Here is a 12,994-nt window from a genome sequence, read left to right on the forward strand (position 1 = left end):
TCGAGACTAAGGCTCGATTTCAAAGCAGAGAGACCTTGGCTCTCGCTGGTGCCACGGCTTTTAAGGAACGTACACTGAAGGACAAAACACCATTTGTTAGAAATGTTATCCCATTGGTCACTTCCCTTGCCTAAAGGCAAGAAAAAAGCCAAACACATCACAGCGTGCATGGCATTTAACTTTATTGATTTCTTAATTATTATTAAAAACTAAAAAACGTATTCGTGTGCTTTAAAATTATTTACCAACACTATTTGTAAAAGAACCTTTCTATTTTATAGGCTAGTTTAAAACTTTATAAGAAATATAAGTTTTATCTAGTCATTGCTAGAGTGTTATTAACTCCATTGGTGAAAACTATTTGATGTAAATCAATTCCCCCTACATTAAAGTTAGCTGCACATGCAAGTAAATATAATCTCCACATTCTTACAAAACGTTCATCGAACATCTCTTTAACAGTATCTTCTTCTTTAGTAAAGTTATCATGCCAACAAAGTAATGTTTTAATATAATGTCTTCTTAGACTTTCAACATCAATTACATTAAAATCTCTGTCAACACCTTTAAATATTATTTCCCTTAGGCTCGGTATAACTCCACCTGGAAATATATATTTATCCATCCACTTGTCTGTTCCACTTTCTTTGCCACCACTTATGAAGTGTAATAAAAACACTCCTTTTGTTTTTAATACAGCCTTTACATTGTCTAAAAACAAACCATAATTTTCATTTCCTACATGTTCTATCATGCCTACACTTACTACTCTATCAAATAATAGTTTTGAATCTTTAAGATCTCTGTAATCCATCAATTTGACATCTAACCGATCCTCAAGACCTTCTTCTTCAATTCTACTTTTAAATCCCTTGTACTGTTCTTGACTTAATGTGATGCCTGTTCCTTTTATATTGTATTTTTTAGCTGCTACTATTAACAAGTCACCCCATCCACATCCAATATCTAGTAAAGACATACCATCTTTTAATTGTAATTTATTAATTATGTGATTTACTTTATTAGATTGGGCTTGATAAAGAGTGTCATCTGGATTTTTAAAATAAGCACAAGAATAATTCATAGTCTCATCTAACCATAATTTATAAAAATCATTTCCCAAATCATAGTGTGATTTTACTTCTTGTTCTTGCTTTTCCTTGGATACATCATTTCTCCTAGGTTCATTTTTTTCTAATGTTTTAATTTTTTCCAACAATTCTTTTCTTATGTGCATTATCATACTAAGGCATTTGTAAAGATCTCCCTCCACTTCTATTTTCTTGTCCATATATGCTTCACCAAGTACTATAGATGGATCTTTTAAAAAATCTTTTTTGTTAAATGATTCATTTAATATAATTGTAAACCCTACTTCTCCCTCTCCAACTTTTATTTCTTCTTTTGATTTGTCATTAAATACTATTTTAAAACTCTCTTCGAATAATTCTCTAGGATAAGTATCGAGAAATTTTTTTACTGCCATTTTTTCTACTAACAATTATTTCACTCCTTTACCTTTATTTTTACAAGACTATTAATAATTTACCCAATTATATGGACTTTATCCTTGTTCTTTATCTAATTGCAATATTATCTCTAGTTGTAAGCGTTGTCAACAAATTTCGTAAACGTTTTCTAAATATTTTTAAAGCTATAAATACCAAATCACTTTCAGACAAAAAATTCTGCATAATATAGAGAAATCACCCAGCTGAACTAGGTGATTCTTTATTCTTCTATTTCAATGTTCCTTGGCTCATATTTGTAAATCGTTTAAAGCCAAAGTAAGCCATAATAAATGCTACAACAACCATACCAACCAGACTCATCATAATTGGGAAGCTTGGTAGTTGCGGTGTTAAAACGTACCGAATAGCTTCATTTACATATACTAACGGGTTAATCAGTACAAGGTATTGGAACCAAGGAGTGGCTTCTAGTGCTTGCCAAGTAAAGAATACGCCACCCGTAAAGACTAGGGGCATTAGGAAACCAGGGAACATCGCAGCAATTTGATGTGGTTTTACAATTGTCCCTACCAATAACCCTAAACTTGCAGAAGTAATTCCTGCTAAAACGAGAATTAATAAGAATAAAGGTAAGTCATCCAACGTCATTTGAATATTTAAATTTGTGCCCATGAATAAAAGGGAAATTGGCAAAACGATTAACGCGCCAATCCAAGATTCTAGTATACCTACAAACATTTTAGATAATGCAATAATTCTAACATCAACTGGTGCTAATAAACGGTCCTCAATCGCTCGTGTATTATTGAAATCCATTGATAAAGGAATGGCAGTTCCATGAATACCAGTAATAACTAAACTCATCCCTACCATACCCGGAAACATTTGATTAGGGAAAGACTCATCTAATATACCAATTCTAGGTAAAATATATCCGTATAGAAGAATCAAAACAAATGGTAGCATGGCCACACGGAAAATAAACTCACCTTTATCACGCCATTGAATTACCAAGTCTCGTTTTACCATAGCCTTAAAAGCTGTCCACGAAATATTATTTGTTCGTTTACTCGCCATTATTTAACCTCCTTGTCTTCAGTTAAGTATATAAACACATCATTTAATGAAGTTGAGCTTAATCTAATATCCTCTAATTGCGTGTCCAATTGATTAACCCAATTCAAGATAGCATTTAAATCTGGTGCCTCATGTTCTGGATATAACTGAAGGATCCCATCTTGAATATCTGCATGATGAATGCCTGGTAGTTCATTAGCTTGGTTGGCGTATGCCTCTTTTAATTCACTCAGTTGAATGTACACAATTTTATTGGAAGGCATCATTTTCTTCAGATTTTCTACTGTGTCAATCGCCTTAATTTCTCCTTGACTGACTATCGCAACGGTATCTGCAAGTTGTTCAGGCTCCTCCATATAGTGAGTGGTTAGGAAGATTGTGGTTCCTTGACGATTTAATTCAAGCATTTGCTCCCACAAAATTTCGCGATAAGCTGGATCTAATCCAGTAGTTGGTTCATCTAAAAAGATAATTTCTGGATTATGCATAATCGCCCGTGCAATTTTTAACCGTTGTGCCATTCCACCAGAATATGAAGCTACGTAATCATTTTGTCTGTCAGTTAATCCAAATTTTTCGAGTAATTCATCCGCCCGGTTATTGGCCGTCTCTTCATCCATTCCAAAGTAACGGGCATGGTAAATTAAGTTTTCTCTTGCAGTTAACCCTCTATCTAAATTATTATGTTGGGCAACTACCCCAATTTTTAAACGAGCCGCAGCTGGATTTTTAGTAAGAGATTCTCCATCCACAAAAATCTCTCCAGAGGAAGGTTGCAATTGAGTTGTTAACATATTAATAGTCGTTGATTTTCCTGCACCATTAGGTCCTAAGAAACCATAAATTTCCCCACGTTTAATTGCTATAGAAATACCCTTTACTGCTTCATAAGGTTTACCAGAAGCTGTTGGATAAGCTTTTTTAAGGTTTTCCGTTCTTAAAATAATATCTGACATCATAAACACTCCTTTTCTGTTTACATTTGTAGTTATATAGTTTACATATGTAAACGATTAAAATCAAGTATAATACCTATTTTTTTCGATATAAATTTATATCAGGCAAGTCATTAGACCATGGCTAAGGACGGTCCCACTGCATTGAAGGCAATGATAGGAAGTGTATAGCCGAGGCTAAATAACTCTGAAATCGAGCGCAAGAAGGCAGAAGCCAAAGTCGAGTAATAACTTTCTAAATTTGCACTATAGTCGGGCTCACTCGACCAGCTCAAGTCCACTTCAGACTATGTTGCATCACACTTCGTGTGATACTACCATAACCTTCCAGTGTTTTTGAGCTTAGCGGTCTCGTTCGCACCCTTAAACAAAAAAACACCCTCATCGCTTTGAGGGTGAAAAAGGAAAAAACAAAAATGAAAGGATGATGCAATCTATTAGAGGTCTAGATTGCCTCAAAAACATTATAGCATGGTTCAAATAAAAATGAAAGCCTTTTTATGAAACGTTTTCAACGTTGGTATTATAGGATTTCCCTATCATTTGTGACCCAGCGAGTCATTAGACTAAAAATTCATATAATGTCGGATTTTCAGATACCGAAATGTAATTGGCGTCGAAATTTTTCAACCTTTCTAATAAACCGGGTAGGGTTTCATAATCACCCAGCAGGATACCGACTAGAGCTGGGCCATTTGACCTGGAAATTTTCTTGGTATATTCAAACTTAGCGATATCATCGTCCGGCCCTAAAACGTCTGTTACAAATTCTCTTAATGCACCTGGTCGTTGCGGGAAATTCACTACAAAATACTGTTTAGTTCCTGAATAAATCAATGCTTTTTCCTCAATTTCGGCCATGCGGTTGATGTCGTTATTACCACCAGAAATGATGCAGACAACTGTTTTGCCAACAAGGTCTTCAGCCATATTATCTAGGGCAGATACGGTCAAGGCACCTGAAGGTTCGGCTACGATGGCTTGCTTGGTGTACAAGTCAATGATAGTACCCGCAATCTTACCTTCTTCGACTGTTTCAATGCGGTCGATATTGTCTTTCGCATATTGGAAGGTGATGTCCCCTACCTTACCAACCGCTGTACCATCCGCGAATTTGTTCACTTTCTCAAGTGCTGTCGGCTGACCTTGGTCAAGGGCTAGTTTCATGGATGCTGCACCGGCTGGTTCAACACCAACAATTTTGGTTTCAGGCATGGCTTCACGGACATATGCAGAAACACCAGAAATCAATCCACCCCCACCGATAGGCACTAAGACATAGTCGGCAGTTTCCCCATCGGCAGTTAGGCTGTGGTGGATTTCAACAGCTAATGACCCTTGGCCTGCAATGACATTTTCATCATCGTAAGGTTCAATAAAGGTCATCTGGTTTTCAGCACCAAATTCATGCGCAGCTTGGCTACACTCATCGAAAGTATCTCCTTCAATCACAATATTCACATAGTCGCCACCAAAATATTTTACTTGGTTAATTTTTTGAGCGGGTGTCGTATTCGGCATATAAATCGTTGCCATTACTTGCTTTTCGTTACAAGCAAAGGCTACCCCTTGGGCGTGGTTGCCGGCTGAGGCACAGATAACACCTTTAGCTAGATCTTTTTCACTGAGTTCACTAATTGAATAGTAGGCACCTCTTAATTTAAATGAACGCACAACTTGCAAGTCCTCACGTTTCAAATAAATGTTGGCCTTATACTTATCAGATAAATATTGATCATATTGTAAAGGTGTCTGCTTGACGACCGACTGTAATTTTTTGTAGGCACCCAGTACCTTCTCCTTATTGACACTTTTGACCATGTAGTATCCCTCTCTCATCTTGACCCTTTTTGATTGGCTTGCCGCCAGTTCTAGTTGTTTGTATCTACCGCATTTTCTTTAACGAACGGCATCATTTCGCGTAAGCGACCACCAACTTCTTCAATTTGGTGCCCTTGCTCTTTTTCACGCATTGCATAGAAGTCTTTAAAGCCGTTATCGTAATCATCTGTGAAACGTTTAGCGAATGAACCATCTTGGATATCATTTAAAACATCCTTCATACGTTCTTTCACATCCGGTGTAATTAAACGCGGTCCTGATACGTAGTCCCCATATTCAGCAGTATTTGAACATGATTTACGCATGTGGTCCATACCACCTTCATACAATAGGTCTACGATTAATTTCAATTCATGCATTACTTCAAAGTAAGCAATTTCTGCTTGGTAACCAGCTTCAACTAAAGTTTCAAAACCTGCTTGAATTAAATGCGTGGTCCCACCCATTAATACAGTTTGTTCACCGAATAAGTCAGATTCAGTTTCTTCACGGAAGTCTGTTTCGATGATTCCTACACGAGTTGCCCCGATACCATCAGCCCAAGACATGGCTAAGTCGCGCGCATTACCTGTTGCATCTTGATATACCGCAAATAATGAAGGCACCGCTGAACCTTTCGTAAATTCACGGCGTACCAAGTGTCCAGGTCCCTTAGGCGCAACCATGAACACATCAATTGAAGGATCTGGTTGGATGTTTTTGAAGTGGATGTTGAAACCATGGGCGAAGGCTAAAGCATTTCCTGCTTCTAAGTTCGGCGCAATTTCATTGGCGTAAGTATCTTTTTGAATTTCATCTGGTAATAAAATCATGATGATATCCGCTTTTTTCGTCGCTTCGGCAACTGAATATACATCAAATCCATCGTTACGCGCACGGTTTGCAGAGCTACCTTCACGGATACCGATAATGACATTTTGGCCATTATCTCGTAAGTTTTGCGCATGCGCATGTCCTTGTGAACCATAGCCGACTACAGCGATTTGTTTACCTGATAATGCATTACTGGTCATATCTTTTTCGTAGTATACTTTTGCCATATTTTTTGCCTCCATATATATCTGTTGAGTGTTCTTGTGTCAATTCTTTGAAAAATAGCCATCCTAGCCAAGCTCAGATGGGTCTAACAGTGTTGCACTCACCACATCCACTTGCTTCAATAATTGTCTGGTCAAAAGAGTCGCCGCTTCCAAATCTTGGAAATTAATCCCTATCGTTATATAGGAAATCGCCGGATCGTCCGCCCCTGCTAGGGTTAAAGTGTCAATGTTATAACGCGGTTTAAGGACAACTTGTGTCACCCGGTTTAAAACACCAGGCCTATTCACTACTTTTAATCGGATAAATTGAAAGATCATGATAAGCCCTCCATTTCATTATTTGCCTTACCAGATGGCACCATCGGGGTAACCCGTTCGTACTTATCAATCAAGACTTCTAATACATAAGCCCCATCATAAGCCAACATCTCATCTACCGCCGCCTGCATATCCGCTGGGTCCGTTACCTTAGCCGCCTTCACGCCTAAAGCTTCCGACAACTTCACGAAGTCTGGCAAGCTCGATCCAAATTCAGAATGTGAATAACGGTCTGAATAGAAAGCATGTTGCCACTGATGCACCATCCCAAGCACCGTATTATTTAAAATAATAAATTTCGGTTGAATGCCATAATGTTGGATGATATTCAATTCCTGGTTGGTCATTTGGAATCCCCCGTCACCGATGATCCCTACAACAGGATGTTTCTCATCCGCCGCAAATGCCGCCCCAATCGTTGCCGGCACCCCGTATCCCATAGTACCCAGTCCACCTGACGTTAAGTTTTGGCCAGGGAATTGGTAAGGATAATACTGGGCAGCCCACATTTGGTGTTGGCCAACGTCGGTCACGATATAGGCCTGACCATCCGTCGCCTTCCCTAAGTAATCCAGTACCGCTTGTGGTCGAATCGCGTCTGTCATCTCAGGCACCCGAGTAGGATGTAAGGCTTGGTTAGCCGCTTGGTGAGCCAACCAGTCCGTCTTATCAGACCAGCCCGCGATAGCTCCTTGTAAAAGGGCCCCCAAAGCCGTTTTAGCATCTGCCAGTAAGGCAATATCTGGTTCCATAATCTTGCCAATCTCCGCTAAATCAATATCCACGTGGATAATCTTGGCATCCGGCGCAAAATTGTCAGGATTAGAAGCCACCCGGTCATCGAAACGGCTACCAATATTTAAGAGACAATCTGTCTCCATCAAGGCCATATTGGCTGCATACGTTCCGTGCATCCCTGCTAGCCCTAAGTTTAGGGGATCATCACTAGCAAGTAAGCCAATCCCTAGTAGGGTATGGGTTACCGGGATATTGTACTGATGAGCAAAGTCGCGTAGTTCTTGGTGGGCTTCAGATTTCACCACACCGTTCCCTACTAACAACAAAGGTTTTTCAGCTTGAAGCAAAGCTTCCTTAATCGCAGCTACCGCTCCCAAGTCTACCTCATGATCCATGTTGTAACCTGGTAAATCGAAGCTATCATCAATATCTTCTAAAGCTACTTCCTGCACGCCGATATCTTTCGGAATATCCACTAAGACAGGTCCTTTACGGCCGGAATTCGCTAAGTAGAAAGCTTCTTTGATGATACGTGGAATATCTTTAGCATCTTCAACTTGATAGGCATATTTCGTGATTGGCGTCATTAAAGAGACAACGTCGGTTTCCTGAAAGGCGTCTTTCCCAATACCAGATGTCGTAACCTGGCCCGAAATGACGACTAGAGGCACCGAATCCATCTGCGCTGTCGCCACCGCAGTGACAATATTTGTCGCTCCCGGTCCACTAGTTGTCACCGCTACACCCACTTGGCCAGCCACACGGGCGTAACCATCAGCCATGTGACCAGCACCTTGTTCATGACGAGCTAAGACGTGATTGACATTCTGGCGGAAAAATTCATCATATATATGTAAAGCTGCACCACCAGGATAGCCAAAAATAATCTCTGCCCCTTGATCTCGCAAGGCATTGACGAGTAATTCCGTTCCTATACTGGTCTTCTTCGTTCTCTCCACATGAGCACCCCATTTCTTTAAAATTTCATTTCCTTGGTATTGAAAGCAATTAAAAAGGCATCCCACAAACAGTATGTGGGATGCCAAGTCCCACTCAACATCGAATAGGACTCAAATTAACAGTAGTTAATTCCAGTCCTACGTCACGATAATGACTACAATATTAAAATTCGCTTCTTTGAACGATTTCATAATGAGTGAAACTCCTCTCGTCTTTTTGAATGATTCAATAACGAAAGTATACTGAGAACTCTTTAACTTGTCAATGGCTATTTTTAATTGTTTTCTCATTTATATATCTGTAATTCGCCATATTGACTTTCTTACTTGGTATGATAAGTTTAATTTAATAGAATATGCGACTACATTCAGAAAGGACACGCCCGTGACATCAACCACAAGAAAAACCATCATCGAACTCGACAATATCTGCTTCAACCGCCAAGATAAGGCCATATTAAAAAACATCCAATGGACCATCAACCAGGGGCAACACTGGGCCCTACTTGGTTTGAATGGGTCTGGTAAGTCGTCCATCATCAATATTCTAACCGGCTATCATTTTCCTTCTAGCGGTCAGGTGAAGGTTCTTGACCAGTTGTTTGGCGTATCCTCAATCCCTGACCTACAAAAACGAATCGGTATAGTTTCTGCTAGGATCAACCAGGAAATCCCAAGCCACTTATCTGTATTAGATACCATTATTTCGGGTAAATTTGCCAATCTAGGCCTTTATCAAAAAGTAACGGATTCTTTAATCCAGGAAGCTGAAGATCTCTTAGACACCTTTAATTTCGCCGCATTTAGGAACCGCAGGATGGCGACCCTATCTCAAGGTGAACGACAAACCGTTTTGATCTTACGGGCCTTAATGACCCAACCTGAATTATTAATCTTAGATGAACCTACTAGTGGACTAGATTTATTTGCTCGCGAAAGTCTTCTAGCCATGCTGGACAAATTGGCCAAAGAAAAGCCAGAAGTCACCCAATTAATGGTGACCCACCATACCGAGGAAATCATTCCACTTTACCAAAAAATTTGTTTATTAAAAGATGGGGAAATCTTTGCCAAAGGTGATCGGCCCTTGATGCTAGACCCTGATAAATTGCATGATTTCTACGGCCAACCAGTACTTTTACGTCCCTTTAAAAAAGGTCGCATTTTGGTAATGCCAAAATAATTTATACAAGAACTATCAATCCTTCGGCCGGACTTTCTCGATCATTGCTTTTAAGAAAATTCGCCAGGAAAGCTTTTGCCTCGGCTATACCTTACTTTCAATATTTTCCATTCACAAGTAAAGGCATTCTTTCAAAGAGGCTGATGGCTAAAATCATCAGTCTTTTTTGACGTATTTAAACTACCGATGCAGTATTGCATAATATCTTTGAACGACATTTATGGTACTCAAAAAGCCGCGATAGTTCATCACGGCTTTGAAAGGTGAATATGATTATTTGAGCTTTTAACGGAATGAATGTCACCCAAATTTAGACAATAGGTTCAGAGACGTATATGAAGTCTAGTACCTATTCATAGTTTGCGCGGTAGTATTGGTTAACACGCAGGTTTAAGTTTTCCAAGAAGCCTGTACCATCTGTTAGGCCATCTGTTAAAGCAACTAGGCTATATTGAGCTTCGTCGTTTTCATAGTAGATACCACCGTCATTTAAGGCAGTGCCGTAGTTACCATATTTATTCGCCATCAAACTGCTGTTCACATATGTTGTAAATAAGCGGTCTGGTGAAGTATTCAATAGATAATCCACAAGTGGTTGATAGGCACCATCCGTTGCTAATAAATCATAGTAAGCTGATAGCAGTTTAGCAGAAGCAACGTTGTCGCTATAGAATGCCTCATCAATTGCGACATCCACACTACTAGCAATGCTTGTTTTATATGTTTCTGATCCGTAAAGTTCATTATAGTATCTAATCAACATATTCGTTGCTGTATTATCTGAATACATCAAGGCGTTAGCGATTAAATCTTCGATAGTATAGGCTGCTTGACCTGTGCCGCTAGCAACTGCTGCGGTAATAGTCCCATCACCCTCCTCATAATCAGCATATGTATAAGTCACTTCTGTATCCCAATCAATGGTACCTTCATCAATCGCATCTACATAAATAACTGACAATGGTAATTTGATAGTAGAAGCAGCTGTTTGAAAGTTATTTTCATTAACCGTGTAACTTTCACCTGTTTGGTAATTGATGAATTCTAATGAAATTTGACTTTCATCTACACCAAATTCGACCATTGTATCTTCAATGACATCAGCCATTGAGTCATAAGAAGTTGGGTCAATCATGGCTACACCATTGGCCTGCATCAAATCCAGGTTGTATACTTCTTCATCACTTAAGGTTAATGGGGTGCTACCTAAGGATTCACTTGCAGTAGATTCGTCTACTGTCGCTGTTAAAGAATCCCCTTCACTCTCATCATTATATTTAAATATAGCAATTAATACCGCTACTAAGGCCACTCCTAAAATAAAGAAGGGCACTAGCGGTTTAATACTAGATTTTTTTCTTCTTTTCGACATGCATTACTCCTTATTCATTTTTAATATTCTATGGTTCTCGTTCCATGCATTTGCATTTTAACAATAAAATATGATGATACTGTGACAAATTGTCACTTAATATGAATGAATGATGTTTTATATTTTAAGAGTATGTTAATTCTATATCCCATCTCTAAAAAAACAGAGTTGTGACTTCATATCACAACCCTATCCTCTTTAACATTGCTCACATTATCGGGTTTAAAAAAGTCAGAATTTCCCGACGTTTTTCACACCTACCTATCATTAATAAGCACGTGCATACCACACAGTGTATTTAGCAGGTTTACCTGAATATAGGTCAACTGTCTTTTCTATTGGTGGGTTGAATGGAATATTACGCGAAGTAAATCCTGTGGCTTCTTTGATGGCTGCTTCTGATTCGTCAGTACCATCCCAACCAGCTAAGATCCAACCTGGACGCTCGCCGTTTTCTTCACAAGCTTCAAGGTGAGCGGTTAATTGATCCATTGTATCAATGTCAAAATGTTCATTCTCAGCACGGAAAGCTACCGCTTTATCGTAAAGACGTTGGTGCATGTCATCAAAGCGTGTGTTGATTTCAGCAAGTAAGTCTCCGTCTAATGAGAAGGCTTCTTTACCATCAACATCACGCATTTTTATCATGACCTGGTTGTTTTCCATATCACGTGGACCAAATTCAATCCGTAATGGTACACCGTGTACTTCAGACTCATTGAATTTATAACCTGGTGAGTTGTTTGAATCATCAAGGTTTACGCGTAAGCCAGCTGCTGATAAAGTGGCTTTAATTTCTTGTAATTTCTCAAGTACTTGTGGATTTTTCTTGATATTGCCAACAGGGATTAGGGATACTTGTGTACCGGCAACGCGTGGCGGTAAGACTAACCCTTGTTCGTCACCGTGGATCATGATCATGGCACCGATTAAACGAGTTGATGAACCCCAAGATGTTGTGTGTACGTATGTATGTTGGTTGTCTTCATTCAAGAATTTAATATCAAAAGCTTCCGCAAAGTTTTGGCCCAAGTAGTGAGAAGTCCCTGCTTGGATGGCTTTTGTATCTTTTGTCATCGCTTCGATTGAGAAAGTATCAACCGCACCCGCAAAGCGCTCTGATGGTGTTTTTTGCCCTTCGTAAACTGGCATCGCAAATACTTCTTTTACCAATTGTGTATAGTAGTGCAACATTTTCATGGTACGTTCGCGTGCTTCTTCTTCATTCGCATGCGCTGTATGACCCTCTTGCCATAAGAATTCTGACGTACGGATGAATGGTAATGTCCGTTTTTCCCAGCGGAAGACGTTAGCCCATTGGTTTAATTCCATTGGTAGGTCACGGTATGAGTTGATCCAGTCAGACATAGCGTTTCCGAATAAAGTTTCAGAAGTTGGCCGTAATGCCAATGGCTCTTCTAATTTTTCCTCACCTGCTTCAGTTACCCATGGCAATTCAGGGGCGAAACCTTCTACGTGGTCAGCCTCTTTTTCAAAGAAGTGTTTTGGAATTAACATTGGGAAGTAGGCGTTACGAATACCTTCCTTCTTCAACATTTCATTGAAGGCATCTTTATATGATTCCCATAATAAAAAGCCATCTGGTTTAAAAATCATTGTCCCACGGGCAGGACCGTAATCCATCAAATCACCCTGTTGAATTGCTTGTAAATACCATTTTGAAAAATCTGTTTGTTGTAAATTTTCTGTTGCTTCTTGCTTCGCCATTTTCATGCTCCTTTTAAAAATATGCTGATAACCAAAAAAGCACTTCATCCATAAAGGACGAAATGCTCGCGGTGCCACCTTTTTTAGCCAGGAAATCCATCGTCCCCAGCTCTCTCAAATGCGTTAACGGCGCCACCGTGCCTCTTTCAAGGCGATTTTTACATGTAGCAGGTTCATGTAGTCAGTGGGGATGTGCTTACACCTGGTCACATCTCGCTTAATCCTTGACGACACTACTAGTCTACAAATCGTTTATTTATTCGTATAGCTTACAGCCTATATTTTGCTTGATTACCCGCTAAAAGTCAA

Annotated in this window: 10 protein-coding genes; 1 reads left to right on the forward strand and 9 read right to left on the reverse strand. The window is 39.4% G+C overall.

The genetic code is table 11. From position 1 onward, the window contains the following. Positions 1–313: 313 nt before the first annotated feature. The 7 genes from AWM76_RS09930 to ilvB form a co-directional block, all read right to left on the reverse strand. Complete coding sequence (locus AWM76_RS09930) at positions 314–1,501, reverse strand: SAM-dependent methyltransferase (RefSeq protein WP_004262218.1); 1,188 nt, start codon at positions 1,499–1,501, stop codon at positions 314–316. A 238-nt stretch (positions 1,502–1,739) separates the two neighbouring features. After that, entirely contained in the window at positions 1,740–2,549 is an 810-nt protein-coding gene (locus AWM76_RS09935) for an ABC transporter permease (RefSeq protein ID WP_004262215.1), read from the reverse strand. Continuing rightward, positions 2,549–3,505 (reverse strand): ABC transporter ATP-binding protein, encoded by a 957-nt coding sequence (locus AWM76_RS09940; protein WP_039935222.1) that lies wholly within the window; start codon positions 3,503–3,505, stop codon positions 2,549–2,551. Before AWM76_RS09940 ends, AWM76_RS09935 begins: the two co-directional genes overlap by 1 nt. A 561-nt stretch (positions 3,506–4,066) precedes the next feature. Further along, on the reverse strand, positions 4,067–5,326 hold the full coding sequence (ilvA, locus tag AWM76_RS09945) for a threonine ammonia-lyase IlvA (protein ID WP_039935220.1): 1,260 nt from the start codon (positions 5,324–5,326) through the stop codon (positions 4,067–4,069). 50 nt (positions 5,327–5,376) lie between these two features. Beyond that, the gene (gene ilvC, locus AWM76_RS09950) at positions 5,377–6,387 is read right to left on the reverse strand and encodes a ketol-acid reductoisomerase (RefSeq protein WP_039935218.1); all 1,011 of its coding nucleotides are present in this window, start codon (positions 6,385–6,387) and stop codon (positions 5,377–5,379) included. A gap of 63 nt (positions 6,388–6,450) precedes the next feature. After that, the gene (locus AWM76_RS09955; RefSeq protein ID WP_003142069.1) at positions 6,451–6,705 is read right to left on the reverse strand and encodes an ACT domain-containing protein; all 255 of its coding nucleotides are present in this window, start codon (positions 6,703–6,705) and stop codon (positions 6,451–6,453) included. Then, positions 6,702–8,402, reverse strand: coding sequence for a biosynthetic-type acetolactate synthase large subunit (ilvB, locus tag AWM76_RS09960; protein ID WP_167541425.1), 1,701 nt, complete (start codon positions 8,400–8,402; stop codon positions 6,702–6,704). The genes AWM76_RS09955 and ilvB overlap by 4 nt, the downstream gene beginning before the upstream one ends. Positions 8,403–8,787: 385 nt before the next feature. Here ilvB and AWM76_RS09965 point away from each other — a divergent pair, with 385 nt between their 5' ends. Next, positions 8,788–9,585 (forward strand): ABC transporter ATP-binding protein, encoded by a 798-nt coding sequence (locus tag AWM76_RS09965; protein WP_106427286.1) that lies wholly within the window; start codon positions 8,788–8,790, stop codon positions 9,583–9,585. A gap of 349 nt (positions 9,586–9,934) precedes the next feature. Here the strand turns inward: AWM76_RS09965 and AWM76_RS09970 are convergent, their stop codons facing one another. Then, entirely contained in the window at positions 9,935–10,957 is a 1,023-nt protein-coding gene (locus AWM76_RS09970) for a serine hydrolase (protein WP_003142063.1), read from the reverse strand. A 267-nt stretch (positions 10,958–11,224) separates the two neighbouring features. Continuing rightward, positions 11,225–12,685: a proline--tRNA ligase gene (gene proS, locus AWM76_RS09975; protein ID WP_039935214.1), complete on the reverse strand. Its 1,461-nt coding sequence runs from the start codon at positions 12,683–12,685 to the stop codon at positions 11,225–11,227. Positions 12,686–12,994: the final 309 nt, after the last annotated feature.

The organism is Aerococcus viridans, assembly GCF_001543285.1.
In the GTDB taxonomy this organism is placed as follows: Bacteria; Bacillota; Bacilli; order Lactobacillales; family Aerococcaceae; genus Aerococcus; species Aerococcus viridans.